This is a genomic window from Cognatiyoonia sp. IB215446 (genome assembly GCF_033963825.1).
Taxonomy (GTDB): domain Bacteria; phylum Pseudomonadota; class Alphaproteobacteria; order Rhodobacterales; family Rhodobacteraceae; genus Yoonia.
The window spans coordinates 1-23,916 of record NZ_JAXBMD010000008.1 but is presented as its reverse complement, the minus strand read 5'-3'; the positions used below and the strand labels follow the sequence as shown (position 1 = coordinate 23,916).

Here is a 23,916-nt window from a genome sequence, read left to right as displayed (position 1 = left end):
AGAGGGCATATGGACGCGATTTTTACGACCTTACCGCCCGCCTTGTTCGCCTTTGCCTGCGGGGTCACCTTGCTGGGGGGATTTGTCAAAGGTGCGGTCGGCTTTGCGATGCCACTGGTGATGATTTCAGGGATGGGGATCCTGATTGATCCCCAGATTGTCGTGGCCTGCATCATCATTCCCATCGTTTTCGGCAACGGATTGCAGGTGGCGCGGGCCGGGTTTGGGGCGGCGCGAGATGCTGTGCGGGATCATTGGCGCTATATCACGCTGGTCTGTGTGATGATCCTGATTTCGGCACAATTCCTAAAAAGCATTCCGACAAACGCGATGTTCATCGTGCTTGGTGTGCCGGTTGTGGTGTTGTGCGCGATCCAGATCGCGGGATGGCGCCCGGCGATCAGTGACCGTTGGCGCCGGCCATTTGAGTGGGGTGCGGGTACATTGTCGGGCACATTGGGCGGTCTGGCAGGTACATGGGGGCCGCCGACGGTGCTGTACCTCTTGGCGCTAAATACACCGCGTGACCGTCAGATGGCCGTCCAGGGCGTGATCTACGGGCTCGGCTCGGTCATGCTGTTTCTGGGGCATCTGCAATCTGGTGTGCTGAACGCGCAGACATGGCCCGCCTCGGCCGCGCTGGTTGTCCCGGCGATGCTGGGTATGTGGCTGGGGTTCAAATTGGGCGATCATTTCGATCAGGAGCGGTTTCGGCGCGTGACGCTGTGGGTACTGGTGATCGCCGGTGTCAACCTGATCCGGCGCGGCGTGATTGGTTAAGACAGCAGATCGAGGTATCCGCAAACACCAGCAAGCTCTGGCACCATTTCGGGCGGCACGACCTCAAATTCGATCTGATAGAGGACCTGATCAACCCGCATCGCGGTCATGGTCCAGGTGCCGGGCAGGAGTTCATAGCTATAGTCGAACTGATAGAAGGTCAGAGATGGTGACACGTCACTGATCCGGGTCAGGAAGCTTTGACTTTCGACCGCCTCCTGTCCCATGGCGGGATGGGTGACCACCATCGTGACCTGATTGATCCCACCCACGATGGGCGTCTGTGCTTTCACGCCAAAGCCAATGTCGAGGACGGCTGGCACCACGCGGTTGGTTGAAACAAATTCAGGCTCTTCCTCGATCAGATGAGTTGTGCCCGCAATCGTATCCGGTGCCGGACTGGTGCCCACCGTCTCTGGCGGACATATGATCCCCGCCTGAATAGCCGAGATGTCCGGGCTGACTGGCACCGATGACATTGTTGCATCTGCAAAGGCGAGCGCCGCCGACAAGCTGAGTGCAGCGACGCTAAGAATATAGCGCATCATGCGATCTGTTTAACCGATCGCAGCGGCTTTGACATCGTCATCGATGAAGGGGACGTATTTTTCGAAATTGTCGCTGAACATTGTGACCAATTTGCTGGCTTGCGCGTCATAAGCGTCCTTGTCGGCCCAGGTGTCGCGCGGGTTCAAGAGGCCGTCATCAACGCCATCAACAGAAATCGGCACTTCGAATCCGAAATGGGGGTCCTTGCGGAAGGTCCCTTCAATCAGCGTACCATCAAGTGCTGCGGCCAATAGCGCCCGCGTTGCCTTGATCGGCATGCGCGACCCGGTGCCATAGGCCCCGCCGGTCCAGCCGGTATTTACCAGCCAGCAGGTCGCTCCGTGGCTGGCGATCTTGTTACGCAAGAGGTTACCGTAAACCTCTGGCCTGCGCGGCATAAAGGGGGCACCAAAGCAGGTGGAAAATGTGGGTTCCGGCTCGGTCACACCACGCTCGGTGCCTGCAACTTTGGACGTAAAGCCCGACAGGAAGTGATACATCGCCTGCGCAGGTGTCAGCCGGGCAATCGGGGGTAGGACTCCAAACGCATCGCATGTCAGCATGATGATGTTCTTCGGATGCCCGCCCAAAGCCGTGTCAGACGCGTTGGAGATGTAATTCAGCGGATAGGCGCAGCGCATATTGGCGGTCAGGCTGTCATCCTCAAAATCAAGCTCCATGGTCTCTTCGTCGTAGACCATGTTTTCGATCACCGTATGGGGCATCTCGCAAGTGGCGTAGATCTCAGGCTCAGCCTCGGCGCTGAGGTTGATGGTCTTGGCATAGCAGCCGCCTTCGAAGTTGAATGTGCCGCGATCGGACCACCCGTGTTCATCATCCCCGATCAGTACACGGGACGGATCGGCGGACAGGGTGGTTTTGCCTGTGCCGGACAGGCCAAAGAAAACGGCAGTATCCACCGGATTGCCCGGCGCATGGTTGGCCGAGCAATGCATCGGCATGATGCCTTTTTCGGGTAGCAGGTAGTTGAGCAGGGTAAAGACCGATTTCTTGTTCTCACCGGCATATTCCGTGCCGCCGATCAGGATCAGCTTTTTGTCGAAGTTCAGCGCGATCACCGTTTCAGACCGGCAGCCATGTTTTTTTGGATCAGCCTTGAAGCTGGGGCAGTTGATGATCGTGAAATCGGGCGTGAATGTCGCAAGCTCAGCCTCTTCGGGGCGACGCAACATGTGCCGGATGAACAGCCCATGCCAGGCAAGCTCGGTCACCACACGCACATCGAGCCGATGAGCCGGATCAGCGCCGCCGAACAAATCCTGCACATTGTAGGTGCCGCCCTTCATATGGGCCAGCATATCGGCATGAAGCGCATCAAATTTCGCAGGTTCCATCGGGGGGTTGTTGTCCCACCAGATCGTGTCCTGCACCGATGGCGTGGCGACAACGAATTTGTCCTTGGGCGACCGCCCCGTATGCTTGCCGGTGGTGACAAGAAACGTGCCGCCCTTGCCTGTCACGCCTTCACCTGCCGCAACGGCAGCTTCGTGCAGTTCCTTTTCAGAGCGGTTGTAATAGACATAACCCAGCCCTGTGATGCCTTGATCCTCAAGCTTCATCTTTGGGTTGACCGTGCCGTGGTCCATGGGTTCGCTCCTTTTTAAGACGGCCGGGATGGCCAGCGATGGACATCCATAACATCAAGTTTTGAAGGGCCGATAGTGCGTCCGATCACAGTTAGCGCAACCATTTCGATGTTAGCGCAACCAAGTTCTCGCCATTGGGGGCTGATGCTCAAAACCGTCGCCGTTTCGGCAAAAATGAACCAAATAAGGCAATAATGTGGCAGGGGCCCAGTTAGGGATTGATTCGTTTGAATAAAACGATGAAAACTCATGCAGCAGGGCGAAAAAACATAACGACGTCGTTTGAGGGAAGAAAAGCATGTCCAGAATTGCATTGGTTGACGATGATCGAAATATCCTCACTTCCGTAGCCATGACGCTTGAGGCGGAAGGTTTTGAGGTTGAGACCTACAACGATGGCCAATCCGCATTAGAGGCGTTCAACAAGCGGATGCCGGATATGGCGGTCTTGGATATCAAGATGCCTCGGATGGATGGCATGGATCTTCTGCAGCGGCTGCGGCAGAAAACGTCGATGCCGGTGATCTTTCTGACGTCCAAAGACGACGAGATTGATGAGGTGCTGGGTCTACGAATGGGCGCGGATGATTATGTCAAAAAGCCGTTCTCGCAGCGCCTTCTGGTCGAGCGTATCCGCGCGCTGCTGCGTCGGCAGGATGCGATCTCCGGCGAAGAGATCGAGGAGACCGAAGAGACCAAGGTGATGGTACGCGGCGATCTGGTGATGGACCCCTTACGTCATGCGGTGAAATGGAAAGGTCAGGATGTTTCCCTGACGGTCACGGAATTTCTACTCTTGCAGGCGCTTGCCCAGCGTCCCGGCTTTGTCAAAAGCCGTGACCAGCTGATGGATGTCGCGTATGATGACCAAGTCTATGTGGATGATCGAACCATCGACAGCCACATTAAGCGTTTGCGCAAGAAGATGCGCAATACTGATAATGAGTTTTCCGCGATCGAGACTTTGTATGGCATCGGGTACCGCTACAACGAAGAATAAGGCATGACTGCCGCCCCCAAGATTGACGTACGCGACCTGAAGTCCGTGCGGGCGGCAGCCCGTTCGCGTTCGCCTGATCTTGTGCTGGGCGATGATTGGGTCGAGCCGGATGTTGTCAGTGACCGGCTGGATGAAAGTGATACGCGCCGTCGCGGTCTTTTCGCACTGCGCACCTCGCCCATCGCGCGCAAGATTGTCACCTTCAACCTGATCGCGATGATCCTTCTGATCGCAGGTGTGCTTTATCTTAGTCCTTCGCGCGACAGTCTAGCTTATCAGCGTGCCAATGGGTTAGTAAATGAGGCACAGCTGATTGCTGACGTCTTTGAAGCGAAACTGCCCGGCGTCGCCCCAGTGAATCTAGTTACTTCTGACGGGATCAACGTTGCACGAACCTTGCGAGGTATGAGCCTGCGCGGCGGTGTCGAAGTTTCTGTTTTTTCAACTGATACAACTTTGGTAGCCCGTGCGACAGGTGCACTGAATGCCGAACAGTTGGCTAATCTTGAGCTACAGACCGGAGGGACCCAGGTCACTGATTTTCTGGTGCGTCTATGGGATGGGCTTGTGGGGATTGTGTCGCTGAATTCCGAACGCTTAACGCCAGAAGAAGAGCTGATCGCGCTATCGCAGCAAAACGTGCAAGCGGCGATTGATCATGGCACACAGCTTGAAGTGGCTGATATCGGAGGCATCACGAGCTTTATTGTTACAACACCAATCATGCGCGATGGCATCGCGGTGGGTGTTGTGGCCGTGCGCACGGCTGCCGGTGAGGTAGATAGCCTTGTGCGCCGCGAGCGTGAACAGGTCTTACGGCTGTTTTTCGTCGGTATTCTAGTCAGTGTGGGGCTGAGCTTGGTGCTCGCTTCGACAATCGCAAACCCGCTGGCAGATCTCGCCACGGCCGCTGAAATCAGTCAGGATAAGAACGCCCGCAAGATGTCACCAGTCAAGGTGCGCATTCCCGATCTGACGGCGCGACCGGATGAAATCGGGCGCTTGTCTGGTGCATTGCGTTCCATGGTTGCCGCTCTTTATGAAAGGATTGAGGGTAACGAACAATTCGCCGCAGATGTATCCCACGAAATCAAGAACCCGCTTGCCTCTTTGCGCTCTGCCGTTGGTACAATGCGCGTCGCCAAACGCGATGATCAACGCCAAAAGTTGCTTGAAGTGATTGAACATGACGTCAAGCGGCTTGACCGTCTGGTCAGCGATATCTCGAACGCGTCCCGCCTCGACAGCGAACTTGTCAAAGAGGAAGAGCAGGCATTCGATCTGCTCACAATGCTGGACAATATCCTTGAGTTCCTTGGCAAAGACGCAAAATCGCGCGGGATTGATTTTGTAGCCGATGTCCCCGAAACCCCGATCCAGGTACTGGGCCTGGAAGGGCGGCTGGCGCAGGTCTTCGTCAATCTGATTACCAATGCAATCTCGTTCTGCGAAGAGGGGGACGCGATCCGGGTCTGGGCACGGACGCGCGAAAACCGGGTGCTTGTTGTGGTCGAAGATACCGGGCCCGGCATCCCCGAAGACGCGCTCGGGAAGATTTTCCAGCGCTTTTATTCAGAACGCCCTGAAGGTCAGTTCGGCAATAATTCAGGGCTGGGTCTTGCCATCTCGAAACAGATTGTCGAGGCGCATGGCGGCGTGATCTGGGCCGAAAACATCCGACCTACCGATGCTGACCCCACGTCGGAACCGCTGGGCGCGCGCTTTGTTGTCGGCTTGCCGCTTTAGATGACACCACCTGTTGACCGCGAAACGGTCCACGCGACCTGTGTCGCATGGAGTGATCGCGCCGTGCTCATCCTTGGCAAGTCAGGTAGCGGAAAGTCTGCGCTGGGGATTGAGCTGATGGCGTTGGGTTGCCATCTTGTCGCTGATGATCGCGTCCTGCTTGAACGCGACGGTGAACGGGTTATCGCGCATTGTCCAGAAACCATCGATGGGCTGATTGAAGCGCGGGGGATTGGCATCTTGCGCGCTGAGCCGACGGGTCCTACAGCTGTCGCGCTCGTCGTCGATCTTGACCAGGATGAAGCGGCACGTTTGCCACCTCACCGCAAAATCACACAACTGGGATGTGATCTGCCCTTGATTAGCCGCATTGCGGGTGCACATTTCGCTCCAGCGATCCTGCAGATGCTCAAGGCAGGACGGAGCGAGTGATGTCAGAACCACAGCAAGCCAAAGCACCGAGTGTCGTGCTTGTCACCGGCCCGTCTGGGGCCGGACGCTCCACCGCGATCAACGCGCTTGAGGATCTGGGCTACGAGGTGATCGATAACCTGCCCCTGTCGCTCTTGCCACGGCTTCTGGAGGGGCCGCCGCCAAACCGGCCGATAGCACTGGGCATCGACGTCCGAAACCGAGACTTTGGGGTGAATGCGCTGATTGAGATCATTGATCAGCTTTCCGCAGAACCCGACCATGAGCCGCAAGTGCTCTACGTCGATGCTGATGAGGAAGAGCTTGTCCGGCGCTACTCTGAGACGCGGCGGCGGCACCCCTTGGCCCCCGCAGGTCCGCCCCTGACCGGGATCGCAAAGGAAAAAGAACTGCTTGTACCATTGCAAGGGCGGGCCGACGTCCTCATCAACACAACCGGTCTCTCCCCGCATGATCTGCGCGCGGAAATCGACCGCTGGTTTGCCACGGGCGAGGGGCGGCATCTGGGCGTCACCTTGCATTCATTTTCCTACAAACGCGGGCTCCCACGTGGCCTTGATATCGTCATGGATTGCCGGTTTTTGCGCAATCCGCATTGGGAACCCGAGTTGCGCGACCGGGACGGTCGGGATGCAGATGTCGCGGCATATGTTGCCGATGATACACGGTTCACCGCTTTCTTTGAGCGCGTCAAATCGCTGATCGATCTTCTGTTGCCAGCCCACAAAGATGAAGGCAAAACACATCTCTCCATCGGGTTCGGATGTACCGGAGGGCAACACCGCTCGGTCGCATTGACCGAGCGTATGGCTTCTGCCCTTGCTGAAGACGGATGGCAGGTGTCTAAACGCCACCGCGAGATCGAGCGCCGCGAAGCACAAGGAAACAAGGGACCATTGGTTTGATTGGTATTGTGATTGTTGCACATGGTGGTTTAGCCCAAGAATACCTCGCCGCAGTCGAACATGTTGTTGGTCATCAGGATGGGATGATCAGTATCGCAATCGGACCTGATGATGACCGCGCCGCCAAACAGACTGAAATCTGTGATGCTGCCGATGCCGTCGATACGGGCGATGGTGTGGTGATCGTGACGGATATGTTTGGTGGCTCGCCTTCCAACCTGTCACTACGCGCCTGCAGCCCGGCAAACCGGCGTATCGTCTATGGCGCCAATCTGCCCATGCTCATCAAACTTGCCAAGTCTCGCAAACGCAGTGTGCCGGACGCGGTTGAGGCGGCGATTGCCGCGGCTCACAAATACATCAACAGCCACAATGGCAACCCTGACCCATGACATCACGCCGCATGAAGATCGAGAATATCAAGGGGCTGCACGCAAGAGCGTCGGCCAAGCTGGTGGAACTGGTTGAAGAGTTCGACGCCGAGGCCACCGTCAGCAAGGACGGCGAGCGTGCGAGCGGTGACAGCATCATGGGCCTTTTAATGTTGGCAGCGTCGATTGGAACCTTTATTGACGTGGAAACAAGCGGCCCGGACGCTCAGGCGCTTTTGGATGCAATAGGCGATCTGGTGGCGGACAAGTTCGGCGAAGGTAACTAGGGGCCGCATGGTCTGTGGACAGGATCAGTTGATTGACCGATACATCGCCTAAAGTACACACGCCACCTGTCGGCAGTAACCAGGCCCCTCGCGTGTATGATCGCGGCAGCCTGACCTATTCCAACACCTTCGACAGCCCCGTCAAACGCAGGATCATCAAGACCATCGAATGGATGACGGGTAAAATCCACGTTGTCCGCATGATCCGCCAATTTGAAAAAAAGGGAAAACTGCACGGGCCAGCGTTCTGGCGCGGTGCGCTGGATGTGATGGGGATTGATCTGATCACCCCGACCGAGCAAATTGCGCGCATCCCAAAAACCGGTCCCGTTGTGCTGGTTGCAAACCATCCGCATGGGATGGTGGATGGCATGATCCTCGCTGATCTGATCGGGCGGGCGCGGCAGGATTACAAAATCCTGACCCGTGCGTTTTTGACCGATATCGACAAAAGCGCTGGGGAATACATGATCCCCGTGCCGTTTCCGCATGACGAAGATGCGCAGGCGAAAATGGTTGAAATGCGCAAGAACGCGATGGCACATCTGAAAAACGATGGCCTGATAGCGCTTTTCCCGTCAGGCGTCGTGGCCTCATCCAATTCTATGTTTGGTCCTGTGATCGAAGATGAATGGAACGTCTTCACGGCCAAGATGATCCGCACTTCGGGCGCGCGGGTCGTGCCGCTCTTTTTCCCCGGCGCCAACTCGCGCTGGTATCAGATCGCCAACCAACTCTCGCCTACCTTACGGCAAAGCCTGTTGATCCACGAAATCGTCAATGCCTGCGGCAGGCCGCAAAAGCCCGTGGTCGGCCACGTCTTTGACGAGGACGAGGTGAAAGAACGCCTTTCCGATCCCCGCCGGTTCATGGCGTGGTTGCGGGAAGAGACCCTCAATCTGAAAGGCTAAGCCAGCCTGCGCGTATAGCTGACAAGACTCTTTGTCAGTTTCGCAAGCGCCTGCTTGTTCTGCCGTGGGACCTGCCAGTAGAGCGGCGTATCAAGCGCGATATCCGGGCGCAGGCGGATCAGATCGCCCGTGTCAAACAGCGGCTGCACCAGCGGCAGTGGGTTCACCGCCCAGCCCAGCCCCACCCGTGCAGCCTCGGTGATGCCATGGGTAGAGGGCAGAAAATGCGTGGGCAAAACAGAGACCTTCCGCCCCGCCACTTTGGACGCCCAATTCAGTTGCAGCGCGTCCTTGCGATTGAAGGTCAGCGCAGGTGCCGTCCTCAACGCCTCCGCCGTCACACCCTCCGGGAAATAGGTCGCCACGAATTCGGGCGCGGCAAAGGCCGCATAGCAAAGCGGCCCAAGCGCGATCACATCGCAACCGGTGAGGGCCCTCGCGCGTGATGTGATCGCGGCTGCCACCTCTCCGCGCATCAAAAGAGCGGCTGAATGGTCCTGATCATCAATCACCAGATCATAGAAAAGCTGCGCTTCGCTTGGCAAAGCGGGCAACACCCAGCTTGCCAGTGAATCCGCCGTCACGGCGATGCGCAGCGGTCGGTCAAGCGCCTTTGGCGCGCGCCCCATGGCCTGCGCAACGTCACGCTCCAACAAGTTAATCGTTTCAGCATGCGCCTGCAGCTTCCGCCCCGCCTCGGTCGCCGTCGCTGGCCGGGTACGGCGCACCAGAATAGCACCCACATCATCCTCCAGCTTCTTAATCCGCTGCGAAATCGCCGATTGCGACATATGCAATTTCTGCGCCGCCGCATCAAAGGAGCCGGTATCCAGAACTGCCGAAAGTGCGGCGAGGGCCGTCCGGTCAAACATAAGCAATCCTTATACTTCATTCAGATTATGCGTTTGTCGCATGAAATAGCATCTGTTAGCCCGCTCAGGCAACAAACCGGATGTTCCCTGATGTTCTCGACCTTCGCGGCAGGTTTCGCCCTGTCCTTCTCCCTGATCCTGGCGATTGGCGCGCAGAACGCCTTTGTCCTGCGGCAAGGGCTGCGGCGCGCCCATGTTGGCCCGGTGGTTGCCGTCTGCTGCGCGTCTGAGGCTGTGCTGATCTTCAGCGGCGTTGCGGGCTTCGGCATCATCGCCCAATCGGCACCATGGGCGCTTGAAGTGATGCGTTGGGCAGGCGTCGCTTTCCTGATCGCCTATGGCCTGCGTGCCTTGCACGCGGCGCTGACCGCAAAAGAAACGCTCAGCACCGAAGGGCAGGCCACGCAAAGCCTGAGAGCGGCGATGCTCACCACGCTGATCCTGACCTGGGCCAACCCGCATGTCTATCTGGACACGGTGGGCCTGATCGGCGCAGTTTCGGCCACCTACGGCGCGGGGCGTTGGGTCTTTGGCACCGGCGCACTCGCCGCGTCATGCGTGTTTTTCCTGATCCTCGGCTACGGCGCGCGCGTGCTGGCGCCGTTCTTTGCCAAGCCAAAATCATGGGCCGTGCTCGACGGGATCGTGGGCGTGACGATGCTGGGGCTCGCGGTCAAGCTTGCCTTGGGCGCCTAGCGCGTCGGCACCGGCACCTCGCCCCGATAATCATAAAAGCCGCGCTTGGATTTGCGGCCCAGCCACCCGGCCTCAACATATTTCGTCAAAAGCGGACAGGGGCGGTATTTGGTATCCGCGAGGCCATCATGCAGCACATTCATGATCGCCAGACACGTATCCAGCCCGATAAAGTCGGCCAGCGCAAGCGGCCCCATTGGGTGGTTCGCGCCAAGCTTGAGCGACGTGTCAATCGACTCGACCGACCCAACTCCTTCATAAAGCGTATAAATGGCCTCATTGATCATCGGCATCAGAATGCGGTTGACGATGAAGGCTGGGAAATCCTCTGCGGTGGCAGAGGTTTTACCAAGATTTTCCACGACACCATGGCAGGCCCTGAACGTCGCCTCATCCGTCGCGATCCCACGGATCAGTTCGACCAATTGCATGATCGGGACAGGGTTCATGAAGTGAAAGCCCATGAACTTTTCCGGTCGGTCCGTCCGGGACGCGAGACGCGTAATCGAAATGGATGAGGTGTTGGATGTGAGGATCGTATCGGGCTTTAGGTGCGGCACGAGATCTTCGAAAATGGCGGTCTTGATCGTCTCACGCTCGGTCGCGGCCTCGATGATCAGGTCGGTCTGGCCCAGATCGGTGAGGGTTCCGGTCGTCCCGATCCGGCGCATGGCCTCTGCCTTTTCGGCGTCCGTGATCAGGTTTTTGGCGACCTGCCGGTCCATGTTCTTGTCGATCAGCGCCACGGCGGACTGCAGCGCCTCCTGACTGATATCGTTCAGCAAGACGTTATATCCCGCCAGCGCAAAGACATGGGCAATACCGTTGCCCATCTGCCCCGCGCCCACAACGCCGACTTGTTCAATTGTCATGCCGTTCCCCTTGCCAATCGGGGGAACCATAGGCCTGTGCAGGGGGCAGCTTCAAGGCGCGGGACCTGCGAAAATTTTAAACAAATTCAATCATTAGCGAATTCGCAAAGCATTTCAGCGAATCTGCGCGCCGGGTGAATGACAAAAAGGTGGGATTGATGAAGCAGGAACGCATTGAATTCGGTGAATTGTCCTATGCGCCGTGCCGGTACGGGGCATCGCGGATGCTGTTTCGCGGCCCAAGACGGCGGCTCGACCGGCCATATATTGCCTTTGTCGGTGGCACCGAAACCTACGGAAAGTTCATTGAAAAGCCCTTTCCTGTGCTGGTCGAAAAGGCGATGCGCCAGACCTGCGTGAATTTTGGCTGTGTGAATGGCGGCATCGACGTATTCGTGAACGACCGTGCGGTGATGGAGATTTGTCGCGAGGCCGATATGACCGTGGTGCAGATCATGGGCGCTAACCACTTGTCCAATCGCTTCTATTCGGTCCACCCACGACGCAATGATCGGTTCCTCAAGGCCTCTACCGTCTTGCAGGCGATCTATCAGGATGTTGATTTCTCGGACTTCTCTTTCACTCGACACATGCTTGGTGAGTTGCACGCCAAATCGCTTGAACGGTTTGACACGGTTGTACACGAATTGCGCGAGGCTTGGGTGGCGCGGATGCGCAACCTGCTGGGCCAGATCGGCCCGCGTGTGATGCTGCTGTGGTTCTCGGAAGAGGAGTTGAGCGACGCGCCGTGGTCCGAGCGCGAAAATCAGTTGCAGGCCGATCCGCTTTTCATCACAGCCAGCATGGTGGATGAACTCCGGCCTATGGTCAAAGGTGTGATCGAGGCAAATCCATCAGAGGCATCATTGGCCCGCGGTACCGAAGGCATGTTCTTTCCCCCAACGCAGGAATCGGCAGCCTCTGAAATGCTCGGCACCGCATGCCACGTTGACGCAAGTGCTATGATCGTCCCCGCGCTAAGAGAGCAGCTTTATGCGATTTGATAGTGAGGGTCGAGGCGGTGGCAGAGCCGCGTCGGATCGGCCGTGTTTTCCTAAAGTAAAGATGCCCACCCGAAAGATCGGGTGGGCATTTGCTCAAGTCATATCTGCGCCAGTCAGCCCAGCTTTTCGGTCAGCGCTGGCACCGCGTCGAACAGGTCAGCCACAAGTCCATAGTCAGCAACCTGGAAAATCGGTGCCTCTTCATCCTTGTTGATCGCCACGATCACCTTGCTGTCTTTCATGCCCGCGAGGTGCTGGATCGCGCCAGAGATGCCAACGGCCACGTATAGATCAGGCGCAACCACCTTGCCGGTTTGGCCGACCTGCCAGTCGTTCGGCGCATAGCCGCTGTCAACAGCCGCGCGCGACGCGCCAACGGCTGCATTCAGCGTGTCGGCCAACTTCTCGATCAGCGCGAAATCCTCTTCCGATCCCACGCCACGACCGCCAGAGACGACAACACCGGCAGAGGTCAGCTCGGGCCGGTCAGATGCGGCCACCTTATCCTCAATCCATTCAGAGAGACCTGGATTGCCAGCGGCATCGATGTTTTCGACATGCGCCGAACCACCCATGCCTGCGGCATCAAAACCCGCCGTCCGGATCGTCATCACCTTCCTGTCATCCGCCGATTTCACCGTCTGGATCGCGTTGCCTGCGTAGATCGGGCGCTCAAACGTCTCCGCATCGACAATGGCGGTCACCTCAGAGATCACCATCGCATCCAGCAACGCCGCTACACGTGGCATCACGTTTTTCGCATCCGTCGTGCCGGGCGCCGCGATATGGCTATAGTCACCGGCCAGCGACACGATCAGGTCCGCCGTGGGTTCAGCCAGCCGGTGGCCCAGCACCGCATCCTCGGCACAAAGCACCTTGGCCACGCCGTCGATCTTCGCCGCTTCCGCCGCAGCATCTGCCGCCGACGCGCCAGCGCAGAGCACGGTCACATCACCCAGCGCCTTCGCTGCAGACACAGCCTTGGCCGTTGCATCCACCGACAGCGCACCATCCGTCACTTCACCAATCAGAAGAACAGCCATCACACAGCTCCCGCTTCTTTGAGTTTCTCAACCAGTTCATCTACTGAGCCGACAATGATCCCGGCCTTGCGCGCCTCAGGTTCTGTCGTGCTGACAACCGTCAGGCGCGGAGTGACATCCACGCCGTAATCGGCAGGTGTCTTTTCATCCAGTGGCTTTTTCTTCGCCTTCATGATGTTGGGCAGCGAGGCATAGCGCGGCTCGTTCAGGCGCAGGTCCACGGTCACGATGGTTGGCATCTTGACCTTGATCGTCTGCAAACCGCCATCAACCTCGCGGGTGACAACCGCGTCGTCGCCTTCAAGATTGACCTCAGAAGCGAATGTCGCTTGGCTCCAACCCAACAGCGCCGACAACATCTGACCGGTCGCGTTCATATCATTGTCAATCGCCTGCTTGCCGCAAAGGACCAGACCAGGCCCTTCTTCCTTGACGACTGCTGCCAGGATCTTGGCTACAGCCAGCGGCTCGATATCTGTATGCACATCATCAGCGGCAACGACCAGAATAGCGCGGTCAGCACCCATTGCCAGCGCCGTCCTCAGCGTTTCCTGCGCCTGCTTGACGCCAATCGAGACAGCGACCACTTCCTCGACCTTTCCCGCTTCGCGCAGGCGGATCGCCTCTTCGACGGCAATCTCGTCAAACGGGTTCATGGACATTTTGACGTTGGCTAGATCAACCCCGGAACCGTCCGCTTTGACGCGGACCTTCACGTTGTAGTCGATCACGCGCTTGACGGGTACGAGGACCTTCATCTGCGTTTCTCTCCCAAAGAATCTGATCAGTTTTGTTCTCGGGCTGTTGTTATCGTGCGCCGCCGGTCAAAAATAGTGCAAAATCGACGCGGTAAGACGTACAGACGCCACGTTTCTGTCTCTCAGCATTCCTGCCCGGCGCAGATACATGGGCGCCCTCTACCCCTGAACCGGCGCTTTTCTGGTTGTGCAAAGCAGCGCCAGGTTTCGCGTGACGAGAAAGCGCGGGATCATTCACCCAACCATCCAAAAAGTGATGCGCAAATGGCGCATTCTGCATTATCTTCTACTTCAAATATGGCACAGAACCAGTGTAGCCTGCGCGCCGCGAAACGGCGCCAATGGGGTTGGGGAAATCGAAATGCAGTTTGGTCTTCGCTATCTTGTTTTCATATTATTTCTGCCAACAGCGGTGATGGCACAGGCCAACCAGGCCTGTGAAGAGCTTTGGTTTGCCCGCAACGCTATGCTGAATGATGCCGGTTACTGCTTTTCCACCCCGCTTGGTCGCAACCTTTTTGACAATACAGATTGCACAACGCGGCAACCAATTGTTGATCGCGATATCTCGGAGCAGATCTCGCTAATTCAGAAGCTTGAAAGTGATCCGCCATTCTCCCTGCCGCAAACGCGCTGCCGCATTGATACGTCGCAGCCCAATCTGGAAGAGGTCCCATATATCGGCATGCGGCTTCGCGTTGCGTTTCAGCCGGCGACCGACGGCACAGCAGGCGGATGCATCGGCTATACTGGCGACAGTTTTCTGCTTTTTGAGGCGCCTGACAGTAATTCGGCTGTGCTTGGACGTGTCGAACAAGGCAATAGCTTTAGCCTGTCGCATCTGCCTTGGGGCGATTGGAATTTTGCGATTGTCTGGGGCAGCGACATCGTCGGAGAGCCCGTGACCTTGGGCTGGTATCGCATGGATATTGGTGAAAACTGTATGCTCTTCGCGAGTTAAGCCACGGACAAGCCGTCGCTTTCAGCGGTTCGCTCCCGGAACCCACAATACATCATCCTTGCCGTTATCGTTGGCAATGCGGGCGGCCTGAAAGCACCAGTCGGACAACCGGTTGAGGTACTTCACCGCCGCCGGGTTCACCGACTCAACAGTGGCCAGTTCCACCGTCAACCGCTCCGCGCGGCGCGACACGGTGCGGCAAAGATGCAGATGTGCAGCAAGGGCAGAGCCGCCCGGCAGGATGAAACTGCGCAAGGGCTCAACCATCTTGGTCATCGCGTCAATCTCGCCCTCAAGCCGTTCGACCTGCGCATCCGACATCCGCAAAGGCGGATACTCCGCCTCGCCATCCTTTTCCATATCCGGACGGCACAGGTCCGCACCCAGATCAAAGAGATCGTTCTGGATCATCGCAAGCTGGGCATCCATTTCACCCGTCGCGTGCAACCGGGCAAGGCCGACCGTCGCATTGGTTTCATCCACCGTGCCATAGGACGTGACCCGCAGCGAATGCTTCGCCACACGGCTGCCATTGCCCAACGCCGTCTCACCCGCGTCGCCAGTCTTAGTGTAAATCTTGTTCAGAACGACCATCGCCTCAGCCTCCTTCGCCGCGCAGAAATACGAAAAGCAGGATCATCACGACCGCAAAAAGCTGTGCGCCAATCCGCCAGCGCATGATCTTGTTGGCGTGCTTCTTGTTGAAATCGCCACCCTTGCCGAATGTGCCGATCCCCATCATCAGGATGATCAGCACCGCCGCGACCGACAGCGCCATGAACCAGAAAAGCGGGTCACTTGCCATTTTGTTGTCCTTCCTTCACGTCCCCCGCGATGTAGCAGGCAGGCCCGCGAAGAAAACCCTTCACGCCCGCAAAATGAGCGCGTCGAGCATCCGCGTCGGCAGAACCCGCCGCAAAAACCCCATCAAATAGGTGGGTGTCGTCACATAATAACGCGGGCGCGGGCGCGGTGCGGTCAGCGCGTGCAGCAGCTTCTTGGTCACCGCCGATGGCGGCAGTTCAAACCGGTCCGGCCCGCTCTCCTTATAAAGCCTGTCCATGACCTCCTTGTATTCATCCGCCCGCGCGGAGTTCTGCCAATCGATCCACTTCTCAAAATGCGGGATCGCGTTCTGGCGGATCTTTGATGTCACCGGACCCGGCTCGATCAGCACGACCTCGATCGGCGTATTCGACATCTCAATACGCAGCACATCCGTCAGCCCCTCAAGCGCGTATTTGGTCGATACATAGGCACCGCGCCATTTCATGGGCACAAAGCCCAGCACGGACGAGCAATTCACAATCCGACCATGCCGTTGCGCGCGCATGACCGGTATGACCAGCCGCGTCAACTCGTGCCAGCCAAAGACATTCGTCTCAAAAATCGCGCGCAAACCCGCGACCGGCAAATCCTCGACCGCACCGGGGCAGGCATAGGCCCCATTGTTATAAAGTGCATCCAGCGTGCCACCCGTCGCCTCCAGCGTCTCGGCAAGGCCGGTGACAATACTGTCCGGGTCCGTGTAATCGATCCGCGGGCTTTCAAACCCCTCAGATCGCAGCCGCGCGCAATCCTCCGCCTTGCGGCAACTCGCAAACACACGCCATCCCGCCGCGCGCAGCCCATAAGCCGCATCCAGACCCAGACCCGATGACGACCCGGTAATCAATATGCTTTTCTGCGTCATCCAGCCTTTGTGCCCGGACCGGGCCAGGCTGGCAAGCCGCGCTAGTCCGTCGAGAGCAGCCGCTCGGCCATCCAGCCCATCTGCCCGGTATCCACCAGGCGAATTTGCGCCCATCCCGCGCCGTTGACGTCGAGCACCTCGGCCTCTGTCCCGCGCGGCAAGGTGTCCAACACGCGGTAATCGGTGCTTGGCCCGTCGCGCATATTGACCCATTCACCCGATACGAGACGGATATCAACTGGTTCGGGCGCGACAAAGGCGGGCGAGGCAACGGTTTCCAAGGCTGTATCCGGGACTACGGATGAGATCGCGAGCGGTTCGTCCTCGTAAGAGGCCAACATGATTTCGGCGGTCACAGTTGCTTCCGGTTCGGGCGCCTCGGCCACTATAGGCTCCGGCGTTTCGATTGGCGCGACGATTGCAACGGCAACCGGCTCAATCCGTTCCGGGGGTTCAAAATCCGCCCCGCCGGACATTTCATAAAATGCCCAGAACAAAAACAAAGTCGTCACAACAATATAGTTTGGCATCGGTCATCCCCTAACCGATTGTTAAGAATCAATAATAGCACGTTTCCGGTCATCCATACACCGCAACAACACACGCAAAGCGGGACCGAATGTCGCTTTACGCCCGTTTTTCGCGCCGCTAAACCAACGGGATGAGCGATGAGATCGATAGCGATTATGATCCAAACGATGTGACCGAGACCCTGCGCAAGGCGATCGGTGACCGCTATCTGACCTACGCGCTCTCCACCATCATGCACCGCGCGCTGCCTGATGCCCGCGATGGGCTGAAGCCTGTGCATCGCCGCATTCTTTATGCGATGTCGCGCCTGCGACTGTCCCCCACCGGGGGATTTCTGAAATCAGCCAAGATCAGCGGCGACACGATGGGGGATTTCCACCCCCACGGCGATGCCGCGATCTACGATGCCATGGCCCGCCTCGCGCAGGATTTCAACGTGCGCTATCCGCTCGTGGACGGGCAGGGGAACTTTGGCAATATCGACGGTGATAACCCTGCCGCCAGCCGCTATACCGAAGCGCGGATGACCGCCTTTGCCGAGGCGTTGCTGGAAGGGCTGAACGAAAACGCGGTCGATTTCCGCCCCAATTACGATGGCCGTCTGGACGAACCCGCCGTCCTGCCCGCCACATTCCCCAATCTGCTCGCCAATGGCTCCAGCGGGATCGCCGTGGGCATGGCCACCAACATCCCGCCCCATAATCTGCACGAGTTGATCGACGCCTGCCTGCATCTGATCAAGACACCGGACGCCCGCGACGACACGCTCTTGAACTACATCCCCGGCCCCGATTTCCCGACGGGCGGCGTGATCGTTGAGCCGCGCGAAAACATCGCCGAAGCCTATCGCACCGGGCGCGGCAGCTTCCGTACCCGCGCGAAATGGGAGATTGAGGATCTGGGCCGCGGCCAGTGGCAGGTCGTGGTCACCGAAATCCCTTATCAGGTCCAGAAATCCAAGCTGATCGAAAAACTGGCCGAGGTCATCCAGACCAAAAAGGTCCCGCTCCTCGCCGATGTGCGGGATGAGTCCGCCGATGACATCCGCGTCGTCCTCGAACCGCGCGCCAAGACGGTGGACGCTGAGGTCATGATGGGCATGCTCTTCCGCAATTCCGATCTGGAAACACGGTTCAGCCTGAACATGAACGTCCTGATCGACGGCCTGACGCCCAAGGTTTGCAGCCTCAAGGAGGTCCTGCGCGCCTTCCTTGATCACCGGCGCGACGTCCTGATGCGGCGCAGCAAGTACCGGCTCGAAAAGATCGATCACCGGCTGGAAGTGCTCGAAGGCTTCATCGTCGCCTTCCTGCATCTCGACCGTGTCATCGACATCATCCGCTATGACGATGACCCCAAACAGGCGCTGATGGTCGAAGATTGGGCCAAGGAGCATGTCCGGGCGACATCCGAGAAAGACTATGTGTCCCCCGTCGATGACGACCCGGAAATCGCGCTGACCGAGACACAGGCCGAGGCGATCCTGAACATGCGCCTCCGCTCCTTGCGGCGGCTGGAAGAACTTGAACTCATCGCCGAACGCGACGCGCTGATGAAAGAGCGCGCTGAGATTGAGGACATGCTGGAAAGCGACGAGTTGCAATGGGCGAGGATCGCCGAACAGCTCCGCGAGACCCGCAAAGCCTTCGGTCGCGACAGCGAGGGCGGCGCACGCCGCACGCAATTCGCCGAAGCCGAAGAGGTGGTCGAGGTCCCGCTGGAAGCCATGATCGAACGCGAACCAATCACGGTCGTCTGTTCGAAAATGGGCTGGGTCCGCGCGATGACCGGCCATATCGACCTGACCCGCGAATTGAAGTTCAAAGACGGCGACGGCCCGCGCTTCATCTTCCATGCGGAGACCACCGACAAGCTCTTGGTCTTCGGCGCGAACGGACGCTTCTACACGGTGAGCGCGGCAAACCTGCCCGGCGGGCGCGGCATGGGCGAACCCTTGCGCCTGATGGTTGATCTGCCCAACGACGTCGAAATCGTGGATTTCCTGATCCACCAGCCGGGTGCCAAATTGATCGTCGCCAGCGCAGAGGGGAACGGCTTCATCGTGCCCGAAGAAGAGGTCGTGGCCCAGACCCGCGCCGGCAAACAGGTGCTCAACGTCAAGGACACTATCGCCAAAATCTGCCACCGCATCGCGGGCGACCACATCGCCGTGGTGTCCGAAAACGCCAAGTTCCTCGTCTTCCCCACGGACGAACTGCCCGAAATGAACCGGGGCAAGGGCGTGCGGATCCAGAAGTACAAAAAGGCCACCGGACGGCAGGGCATGCTCGAACTCGATGGCGGCCTCTCGGACCTCACGACCTTCAATTGGGCCGATGGCCTCTCCTGGCCCATGGGCGGCGGCAAGACCCGGACAGAGCCGGACATGACCGAATGGAAAGCCGCCCGCGCCGGCGTCGGCAAGCGCCCGCCCTACGGCTTCCCCAAGAATAATCGGTTCTCGTAGATGAGCGCCCGCGCGCACAGGCTGTACGTACAACATTTGTACAGCTTCTGTACGGATTCGTTACGCGGGTTTCTGGTGGTTTTGCTGGTCGCGGGCCTCATCGCCCCGCGCATGTCTGCGGCCATCGCGCAGGTCATTCCCGGCGTACAGGTGATGGTCATCTGCACCGGTGATCAGATGGTCACGCTGACCATCGGCGCCGATGGCGAACCGATTGAAGTGACCGACACCGCCGACCATGTCTGCATCAAGAGCGATGTCGTCAAAGCCGCAGCTTTGGTGGACCCGTTCTGGTCGGAACTCGACCGGAGCTATGCATTCCGCTTTGCCATCCGCGAAAGCACGCGGTCCGCTCCCTCACCACTCACCCGGATATCCCCATCCCGCGCGCCACCTGTTGTCGTTTGATTTAACCCACTCAAACCAAAAGACAAAACAGGATTACCCGCATGACCGATGCAACCGCGTCGGCACCTGACCGGTCTCAGACGACCGGCAGTGCCTTCTACCGTCTGGTGTGGAAATGGCATTTCCTCGCCTCCCTCTATGTGCTGCCCTTCATGGCCATGCTCGCCATCACCGGGGGCATCTACCTTTACAAACCGCAGATCGAAGAGGTGATCTATGCCGACCGTCTGAACGTCGAAATCGGCACCGAGCGCCAACCTTATGAAGCGCAACTCGCAGCCCTTGCCGCGCAGACAGAAATCACCCGCATCCGCAGTATCAAGATCGAAGACGAACCGGGCCGCTCGACCCTGACCGAATTCGATGATGCCAACAAAATCAGGACCTTAGCTTGGATCAACCCCTACACGGCAGAGGTCCTCGCCACCCAACCCCGCGACGAAACCGCCATGCAGATCGTCCGCAAATTCCACGGCGAGTTGCTGTTGGGCGACTTCGGCACCAAGTTCGTCGAACTCGCCGCCCATTGGGCCATCGTGATGTTCATCACCGGCCTCTACCTCTGGTGGCCGCGTGGCCAACGCACTGTAAAAAAAGCGTTTTCGCCACCCAGCGGAAAGGGCCGCAGTTTCTGGCGCGAGACACATCTCTTTATCGGCATCCTCGCCGCTGTACTCGTCGTCCCCATCATCGTCTCTGGCCTGCCATGGACAGATGTCTGGGGCGGCGGCCTGCGCGCCGTGCAGGAACAAACCGGCACCGCGTCCAAAAGCCTGCGCTTCGGCGGCGACGTCCCCAATTCCATAGCTTCCGAAGGCACCCCGATCCCCTATGAACAGGTCTTTGCCATCGCCCGCGCCGAAGGTCTTGTTGCCCCTTACGAAACAAGGCCACCCCGCAACACCGAGGCCGCCTATTGGCTACGCTCCGCCAGCATCAACCGGGCCGAACAGACCGAGCTGATTATCGACCAATACAGCGGCATGGTACTGAAAAGGCACGACTTTGCGGACAACCCCGCGCTCGCCCGCGTGGTCTCACAAGGCATCTCGTTCCATCAGGGTGAGCTTTACGGATGGCTCAACTTGGCACAGAACACGCTCGCCGCGATCCTCGCGCTCGTGCTGTCGGTCTCAGGTTTCGTGGCCTGGTGGATGCGCCGCCCTGTCGGGTCGCTCGGTGTGCCTGCGGCGCCTGACGCATCGCTGGGCACTGGCATGATCCTGCTGGTCATCGGCCTCAGCATCCTCTTCCCGTTGGTTGGCGCATCACTGATCGTGGCACTGATCCTCGACTGGCTGATCTTCCGCCGGGTGGGGTGGTTTCAAGGGGTCAGCAAGGCGACCTGATTTGGCACATGGAAAGAGGGCGGCGGGTTCGCCCTCTTTTGCGGCCGCATCTCTTGAATACGACACGGATGGGCGGAGCGTCTTTGCCTATCCCACCTGCAGGATCACGTTGCCGCGTTTATGTCCGGTATCGACATAAGCATGGGCCTCAACGATCTGGTCCAGCCCGAACCGCTTATCGATCACCATCTTAAGATGACCCTGCGCAATCCGATCCAGCAACTCGCGCAGTAGCGGCTTTTGCTGGTCCACCGGCATCATGCCGGTCGCCGAAAACTTGGCCTTCTTGCTGCCAAACCAATCGCTCCACAACATATTTCCCAGCAAACGAAAGGACAAGACCGGCGAAATATAGGCCCCACCACGCTTCAATGCGGGTTTGCTGCTGCGAAAGTCGCTCTTCCCAACGGTGTCGAAGATCACGTCATACACCTCGCGCTGCCTTGTGAAGTCTTCCTTGATGTAGTCGATGATATGATCGGCGCCGAGCGACCGGACGAAGTCGACATTGCGCGTACTGCAGACGCCAGTCACTTCCGCGCCGAGACTTTTGGCCAGCTGCACAGCAGCAGAGCCGAGCGACCCGGCAGCGCCGTTGATCAGGATATGCTGCCCCGGCTTCAGATCGGCCAGATTGCGCAGGAAATTCATATCGGTCAGCGGGCCGTCACATAATGGGGCTGCTTCCTCAAACGACATGCCCTCGGGAATATGCGCGACCATTTCGTCGGCGTTGATACTAATGAACTCCGCATGCGCGCCAAAGGCCATGCCGGTTTCGCCAAAGACGCGGTCACCGACACGGAAGCCCTTCACATCCGCGCCGACCTCAATGACTTCGCCTGCAAATTGTGTGCCCATCGCGGTGGTCCTGGGCCGACGCAGCCCCAGAAACAAGCGTCCCCAACGCGGCATGCCTTGGCGGATCATGCTATCGGCGGTTGTCACAGCACTTGCGCGGACGGCCACAAAGATCTGTCCGGGTTTCGGGACGGGGCGTGGGACGTCGACCAGCTTGACGACATCGGCAGGTCCATAACGGTTATAGATAACGGCTTTCATCTTATTCTCCTTCATCGGCTTCGTGCGATTGCCGCCGGTTTACGGATGAAAATTTACCTTGAATATCCTCATCAAAGGACCACAGTGGATCAAAAATAAACCACAAAGGAGTGCGGATGCGCGACTGGGAGCAGATGCCGTTCTTTCTGGCCGTCGCGCGCAGCGGTAGTCTACGCAGTGCTGCGGAACAGCTTGGCGCAACCCACGCCACCGTCCGCCGTCATGTTGAGGCGCTGGAGGCCACCTATGGCGTGCAGCTTTTCCGGCGCAGTCGCAAGGGGCTGACCCTGACAGCGGCGGGCGAGACGTTGATGCCCGAGGCGCAAGAGGCTGAACGCTTGCTCGCCCGAGCGCGCAATGGTCTGCAAGGGCTGGACCGTGAGGCGTCAGGCAAGATCAGACTGTCGGTGGACCCAATGACCGGGCACTTACTGCTGGCACCGGTCTTTGCCGAATTTGGCCGTATCTACCCACAGATCGATCTTGAGATCAGCCTGACCTATGACATCGAAAGCGTCAGCCGGATGGAGACAGACATCGCCATTCGGCATGCGGCTGAGATCAAAGATGATGTCGTTGCACGGAAGCTGGCGCCCTTGTCACTCAGCATCTTTGCCAGCCGCGATTATGTTGAGACGCATTTCGACAAGGCTGGCAGGAAGGGCGAGGGTCTGTCATTCATCAGTTATGGGCCGGTGCCGGAACTCATGGCTTGGGTTGCGCGTTCACCTTTTCCCGCCGCGCGGTTGCGTCATCAGGTCACCGATCCTGAGATGCACTTGCATCTTGCGCGCGCGGGGGCGGGCATGGCGTTCCTGCCGCTTTGGTGCGCGCAGAAGTTTCCCGAACTTCAACGGATGCCTGGCGCGGAGGTGGATGAAAGCCGCAACACTTGGGTGGTCATGCACGAGGATTTGCGCCGCATAAGGCGGGTTCGCATCTTTGTTGACTTTCTGGCCCAGGCGCTGGTGGCGATGGGCCGGTCCTTGCGCTAGCGGTGCTGGTCAACCAGGATCGGGTTGCCATCGGGATCCATCACGACGAAGCTCGCGGGGCCGGTGGTGCTTTCATCCGCTTCACTGAAGAACTCTACACCGTCGGCCTTGAGACGCTTTTGCAGGTCGCGCACGTCGTCAAAATCATCAAGGTTCTGCGCATTCTGATCCCAGCCGGGATTGAAGGTCAGCGTATTGGCCTGCAGAAACCCGCCAAAGAGTCCGATCACCGTTTCACCATTGCGCAGCATCAGCCAACCCTGGCTCTCATCGCCACCAAAAGGCTCAAATCCAAGCTTGCCGTAAAATGCCTTGGACGCCGCGATATCCTTGACGTTCAGGCTGATTGAAAATGCACCAAGTCTCATGCGTGATCCTCCAAATTCATGATGGCAGGCTAACGCATCGCGCCGCAATTTGGTGTAAAATAATCAGGCCCTTGGGGTGTGCAGCCGAATGCCGACACACCCCTTGATTTCCACACCAATTCCAAATACATCGCCCGCGATGTAGGACCGGGCCGCTCTGGCCCCTCAAAATCAAGGGCCCATGTGAAATGGCTAAGGAAAAGTTTGAACGGAATAAGCCGCATGTGAACATTGGCACGATTGGCCATG

Annotated in this window: 28 protein-coding genes; 15 read left to right on the top strand and 13 right to left on the bottom strand. The window is 58.4% G+C overall.

From position 1 onward, the window contains the following. The first annotated feature begins 9 nt into the window (after positions 1-9). Positions 10-780 carry a sulfite exporter TauE/SafE family protein gene (locus SLH49_RS20130; RefSeq protein WP_320270944.1) on the top strand — a complete coding sequence of 257 codons (771 nt, stop codon included), beginning with the start codon at positions 10-12 and terminating at the stop codon, positions 778-780. On the opposite strand, the gene SLH49_RS20125 is transcribed toward SLH49_RS20130, so the two are convergent. Both SLH49_RS20125 and SLH49_RS20120 read right to left on the bottom strand, forming a co-directional pair. Then, positions 777-1,328, bottom strand: coding sequence for a DUF3859 domain-containing protein (locus SLH49_RS20125; RefSeq protein WP_320270943.1), 552 nt, complete (start codon positions 1,326-1,328; stop codon positions 777-779). The genes SLH49_RS20130 and SLH49_RS20125 overlap by 4 nt on opposite strands. 9 nt (positions 1,329-1,337) lie before the next feature. After that, positions 1,338-2,936: a phosphoenolpyruvate carboxykinase gene (locus tag SLH49_RS20120; protein WP_320270942.1), complete on the bottom strand. Its 1,599-nt coding sequence runs from the start codon at positions 2,934-2,936 to the stop codon at positions 1,338-1,340. A 298-nt stretch (positions 2,937-3,234) separates the two neighbouring features. On the opposite strand from SLH49_RS20120, the gene SLH49_RS20115 reads away from it, so the two are divergent. From SLH49_RS20115 to SLH49_RS20085, 7 genes are read left to right on the top strand one after another with little or no spacing between them, the layout of a single operon-like run. After that, on the top strand, positions 3,235-3,936 hold the full coding sequence (locus SLH49_RS20115; RefSeq protein ID WP_320241058.1) for a response regulator transcription factor: 702 nt from the start codon (positions 3,235-3,237) through the stop codon (positions 3,934-3,936). 3 nt (positions 3,937-3,939) lie between these two features. Further along, positions 3,940-5,682 carry a sensor histidine kinase gene (locus SLH49_RS20110; RefSeq protein ID WP_320270941.1) on the top strand — a complete coding sequence of 581 codons (1,743 nt, stop codon included), beginning with the start codon at positions 3,940-3,942 and terminating at the stop codon, positions 5,680-5,682. Next, positions 5,683-6,114 carry an HPr kinase/phosphatase C-terminal domain-containing protein gene (locus SLH49_RS20105; RefSeq protein WP_320270940.1) on the top strand — a complete coding sequence of 144 codons (432 nt, stop codon included), beginning with the start codon at positions 5,683-5,685 and terminating at the stop codon, positions 6,112-6,114. Further along, positions 6,114-7,019 (top strand): RNase adapter RapZ, encoded by a 906-nt coding sequence (gene rapZ / locus SLH49_RS20100; RefSeq protein WP_320270939.1) that lies wholly within the window; start codon positions 6,114-6,116, stop codon positions 7,017-7,019. Before SLH49_RS20105 ends, rapZ begins: the two co-directional genes overlap by 1 nt. Next, positions 7,016-7,411, top strand: coding sequence for a PTS fructose transporter subunit IIA (locus tag SLH49_RS20095; protein WP_320270938.1), 396 nt, complete (start codon positions 7,016-7,018; stop codon positions 7,409-7,411). The genes rapZ and SLH49_RS20095 overlap by 4 nt, the downstream gene beginning before the upstream one ends. Beyond that, entirely contained in the window at positions 7,408-7,677 is a 270-nt protein-coding gene (locus tag SLH49_RS20090) for an HPr family phosphocarrier protein (RefSeq protein ID WP_320270937.1), read from the top strand. Before SLH49_RS20095 ends, SLH49_RS20090 begins: the two co-directional genes overlap by 4 nt. Positions 7,678-7,709: 32 nt before the next feature. Continuing rightward, entirely contained in the window at positions 7,710-8,588 is an 879-nt protein-coding gene (locus SLH49_RS20085; RefSeq protein ID WP_320270936.1) for a lysophospholipid acyltransferase family protein, read from the top strand. Here the strand turns inward: SLH49_RS20085 and SLH49_RS20080 are convergent. Next, on the bottom strand, positions 8,585-9,460 hold the full coding sequence (locus tag SLH49_RS20080; protein WP_320270935.1) for a LysR family transcriptional regulator ArgP: 876 nt from the start codon (positions 9,458-9,460) through the stop codon (positions 8,585-8,587). The genes SLH49_RS20085 and SLH49_RS20080 overlap by 4 nt on opposite strands. Positions 9,461-9,550: 90 nt before the next feature. On the opposite strand from SLH49_RS20080, the gene SLH49_RS20075 reads away from it, so the two are divergent. Further along, positions 9,551-10,156 (top strand): LysE/ArgO family amino acid transporter, encoded by a 606-nt coding sequence (locus SLH49_RS20075; RefSeq protein ID WP_320270934.1) that lies wholly within the window; start codon positions 9,551-9,553, stop codon positions 10,154-10,156. Here the strand turns inward: SLH49_RS20075 and SLH49_RS20070 are convergent. Beyond that, a complete protein-coding gene (locus SLH49_RS20070; RefSeq protein ID WP_320270933.1) occupies positions 10,153-11,028 on the bottom strand; it encodes a 3-hydroxybutyryl-CoA dehydrogenase in 876 nt (291 codons plus the stop codon). The two genes, SLH49_RS20075 and SLH49_RS20070, sit on opposite strands and share 4 nt — an antisense overlap. A gap of 158 nt (positions 11,029-11,186) precedes the next feature. On the opposite strand from SLH49_RS20070, the gene SLH49_RS20065 reads away from it, so the two are divergent. After that, entirely contained in the window at positions 11,187-12,032 is an 846-nt protein-coding gene (locus tag SLH49_RS20065) for a DUF6473 family protein (RefSeq protein ID WP_320270932.1), read from the top strand. A gap of 113 nt (positions 12,033-12,145) precedes the next feature. On the opposite strand, the gene SLH49_RS20060 is transcribed toward SLH49_RS20065, so the two are convergent. Together SLH49_RS20060 and SLH49_RS20055 are read right to left on the bottom strand one after the other, a co-directional pair. Further along, the gene (locus SLH49_RS20060) at positions 12,146-13,075 is read right to left on the bottom strand and encodes an electron transfer flavoprotein subunit alpha/FixB family protein (RefSeq protein ID WP_320270931.1); all 930 of its coding nucleotides are present in this window, start codon (positions 13,073-13,075) and stop codon (positions 12,146-12,148) included. Further along, positions 13,075-13,833, bottom strand: a complete 759-nt coding sequence (locus tag SLH49_RS20055; RefSeq protein WP_320270930.1) for an electron transfer flavoprotein subunit beta/FixA family protein — start codon at positions 13,831-13,833, stop codon at positions 13,075-13,077. The genes SLH49_RS20060 and SLH49_RS20055 overlap by 1 nt, the downstream gene beginning before the upstream one ends. 361 nt (positions 13,834-14,194) lie before the next feature. Between SLH49_RS20055 and SLH49_RS20050 the strand changes: the two genes are divergently transcribed. Then, positions 14,195-14,794: a DUF4453 domain-containing protein gene (locus SLH49_RS20050; protein ID WP_320270929.1), complete on the top strand. Its 600-nt coding sequence runs from the start codon at positions 14,195-14,197 to the stop codon at positions 14,792-14,794. A gap of 21 nt (positions 14,795-14,815) precedes the next feature. On the opposite strand, the gene SLH49_RS20045 is transcribed toward SLH49_RS20050, so the two are convergent. The 4 genes from SLH49_RS20045 to SLH49_RS20030 are packed head-to-tail and all read right to left on the bottom strand — an operon-like array spanning position 14,816 to position 17,017. Further along, complete coding sequence (locus SLH49_RS20045; RefSeq protein ID WP_320270928.1) at positions 14,816-15,388, bottom strand: cob(I)yrinic acid a,c-diamide adenosyltransferase; 573 nt, start codon at positions 15,386-15,388, stop codon at positions 14,816-14,818. A gap of 4 nt (positions 15,389-15,392) precedes the next feature. After that, a complete protein-coding gene (locus SLH49_RS20040) occupies positions 15,393-15,599 on the bottom strand; it encodes a twin transmembrane helix small protein (protein WP_320270927.1) in 207 nt (68 codons plus the stop codon). Between the two features lie 60 nt (positions 15,600-15,659). Then, positions 15,660-16,487: an SDR family NAD(P)-dependent oxidoreductase gene (locus SLH49_RS20035; protein ID WP_320270926.1), complete on the bottom strand. Its 828-nt coding sequence runs from the start codon at positions 16,485-16,487 to the stop codon at positions 15,660-15,662. A 41-nt stretch (positions 16,488-16,528) separates the two neighbouring features. After that, complete coding sequence (locus SLH49_RS20030; RefSeq protein WP_320270925.1) at positions 16,529-17,017, bottom strand: SH3 domain-containing protein; 489 nt, start codon at positions 17,015-17,017, stop codon at positions 16,529-16,531. Positions 17,018-17,148: 131 nt separating this feature from the next. Here SLH49_RS20030 and SLH49_RS20025 point away from each other — a divergent pair, with 131 nt between their 5' ends. The 3 genes from SLH49_RS20025 (at position 17,149) to SLH49_RS20015 (ending at position 21,242) form a co-directional block, all read left to right on the top strand. Next, a complete protein-coding gene (locus SLH49_RS20025; protein WP_320270924.1) occupies positions 17,149-19,485 on the top strand; it encodes a DNA topoisomerase IV subunit A in 2,337 nt (778 codons plus the stop codon). A 75-nt stretch (positions 19,486-19,560) separates the two neighbouring features. Then, positions 19,561-19,893, top strand: a complete 333-nt coding sequence (locus SLH49_RS20020) for a hypothetical protein (protein WP_320270923.1) — start codon at positions 19,561-19,563, stop codon at positions 19,891-19,893. Between the two features lie 41 nt (positions 19,894-19,934). Continuing rightward, positions 19,935-21,242 (top strand): PepSY domain-containing protein, encoded by a 1,308-nt coding sequence (locus SLH49_RS20015; RefSeq protein WP_320270922.1) that lies wholly within the window; start codon positions 19,935-19,937, stop codon positions 21,240-21,242. Positions 21,243-21,329: 87 nt separating this feature from the next. On the opposite strand, the gene SLH49_RS20010 is transcribed toward SLH49_RS20015, so the two are convergent. Continuing rightward, a complete protein-coding gene (locus SLH49_RS20010; RefSeq protein ID WP_320270921.1) occupies positions 21,330-22,304 on the bottom strand; it encodes an NAD(P)-dependent alcohol dehydrogenase in 975 nt (324 codons plus the stop codon). A gap of 116 nt (positions 22,305-22,420) precedes the next feature. Here SLH49_RS20010 and SLH49_RS20005 point away from each other — a divergent pair, with 116 nt between their 5' ends. Continuing rightward, positions 22,421-23,299 carry a LysR family transcriptional regulator gene (locus SLH49_RS20005; protein ID WP_320270920.1) on the top strand — a complete coding sequence of 293 codons (879 nt, stop codon included), beginning with the start codon at positions 22,421-22,423 and terminating at the stop codon, positions 23,297-23,299. Here SLH49_RS20005 and SLH49_RS20000 read toward each other — a convergent pair. Then, complete coding sequence (locus SLH49_RS20000) at positions 23,296-23,667, bottom strand: VOC family protein (RefSeq protein ID WP_320270919.1); 372 nt, start codon at positions 23,665-23,667, stop codon at positions 23,296-23,298. The genes SLH49_RS20005 and SLH49_RS20000 overlap by 4 nt on opposite strands. Before the next feature lie 29 nt (positions 23,668-23,696). Next, positions 23,697-23,916, bottom strand: a 220-nt coding sequence (locus SLH49_RS19995) for a hypothetical protein (protein WP_320270918.1), incomplete at its 5' end; no start/stop codon positions are given.

What these genes read in the sequence shown, in the direction of transcription:
- SLH49_RS20110 (WP_320270941.1), top strand. Translation starts at nt 3,940, where the DNA reads ATGACTGCCGCCCCCAAGATTGACGTACGCGACCTGAAGTCCGTGCGG.
- SLH49_RS20015 (WP_320270922.1), top strand. Translation starts at nt 19,935, where the DNA reads ATGACCGATGCAACCGCGTCGGCACCTGACCGGTCTCAGACGACCGGC.
- SLH49_RS20080 (WP_320270935.1), bottom strand. Translation starts at nt 9,460, where the DNA reads ATGTTTGACCGGACGGCCCTCGCCGCACTTTCGGCAGTTCTGGATACC.
- SLH49_RS20000 (WP_320270919.1), bottom strand. Translation starts at nt 23,667, where the DNA reads ATGAGACTTGGTGCATTTTCAATCAGCCTGAACGTCAAGGATATCGCG.
- SLH49_RS20040 (WP_320270927.1), bottom strand. Translation starts at nt 15,599, where the DNA reads ATGGCAAGTGACCCGCTTTTCTGGTTCATGGCGCTGTCGGTCGCGGCG.
- SLH49_RS20050 (WP_320270929.1), top strand. Translation starts at nt 14,195, where the DNA reads ATGCAGTTTGGTCTTCGCTATCTTGTTTTCATATTATTTCTGCCAACA.
- SLH49_RS20070 (WP_320270933.1), bottom strand. Translation starts at nt 11,028, where the DNA reads ATGACAATTGAACAAGTCGGCGTTGTGGGCGCGGGGCAGATGGGCAAC.
- SLH49_RS20045 (WP_320270928.1), bottom strand. Translation starts at nt 15,388, where the DNA reads ATGGTCGTTCTGAACAAGATTTACACTAAGACTGGCGACGCGGGTGAG.
- SLH49_RS20065 (WP_320270932.1), top strand. Translation starts at nt 11,187, where the DNA reads ATGAAGCAGGAACGCATTGAATTCGGTGAATTGTCCTATGCGCCGTGC.
- SLH49_RS20125 (WP_320270943.1), bottom strand. Translation starts at nt 1,328, where the DNA reads ATGATGCGCTATATTCTTAGCGTCGCTGCACTCAGCTTGTCGGCGGCG.
- SLH49_RS20075 (WP_320270934.1), top strand. Translation starts at nt 9,551, where the DNA reads ATGTTCTCGACCTTCGCGGCAGGTTTCGCCCTGTCCTTCTCCCTGATC.
- SLH49_RS20115 (WP_320241058.1), top strand. Translation starts at nt 3,235, where the DNA reads ATGTCCAGAATTGCATTGGTTGACGATGATCGAAATATCCTCACTTCC.
- SLH49_RS20005 (WP_320270920.1), top strand. Translation starts at nt 22,421, where the DNA reads ATGCGCGACTGGGAGCAGATGCCGTTCTTTCTGGCCGTCGCGCGCAGC.
- SLH49_RS20130 (WP_320270944.1), top strand. Translation starts at nt 10, where the DNA reads ATGGACGCGATTTTTACGACCTTACCGCCCGCCTTGTTCGCCTTTGCC.
- rapZ (WP_320270939.1), top strand. Translation starts at nt 6,114, where the DNA reads ATGTCAGAACCACAGCAAGCCAAAGCACCGAGTGTCGTGCTTGTCACC.
- SLH49_RS20010 (WP_320270921.1), bottom strand. Translation starts at nt 22,304, where the DNA reads ATGAAAGCCGTTATCTATAACCGTTATGGACCTGCCGATGTCGTCAAG.
- SLH49_RS20120 (WP_320270942.1), bottom strand. Translation starts at nt 2,936, where the DNA reads ATGGACCACGGCACGGTCAACCCAAAGATGAAGCTTGAGGATCAAGGC.
- SLH49_RS20025 (WP_320270924.1), top strand. Translation starts at nt 17,149, where the DNA reads ATGAGCGATGAGATCGATAGCGATTATGATCCAAACGATGTGACCGAG.
- SLH49_RS20105 (WP_320270940.1), top strand. Translation starts at nt 5,683, where the DNA reads ATGACACCACCTGTTGACCGCGAAACGGTCCACGCGACCTGTGTCGCA.
- SLH49_RS20035 (WP_320270926.1), bottom strand. Translation starts at nt 16,487, where the DNA reads ATGACGCAGAAAAGCATATTGATTACCGGGTCGTCATCGGGTCTGGGT.
- SLH49_RS20055 (WP_320270930.1), bottom strand. Translation starts at nt 13,833, where the DNA reads ATGAAGGTCCTCGTACCCGTCAAGCGCGTGATCGACTACAACGTGAAG.
- SLH49_RS20060 (WP_320270931.1), bottom strand. Translation starts at nt 13,075, where the DNA reads ATGGCTGTTCTTCTGATTGGTGAAGTGACGGATGGTGCGCTGTCGGTG.
- SLH49_RS20030 (WP_320270925.1), bottom strand. Translation starts at nt 17,017, where the DNA reads ATGCCAAACTATATTGTTGTGACGACTTTGTTTTTGTTCTGGGCATTT.
- SLH49_RS20090 (WP_320270937.1), top strand. Translation starts at nt 7,408, where the DNA reads ATGACATCACGCCGCATGAAGATCGAGAATATCAAGGGGCTGCACGCA.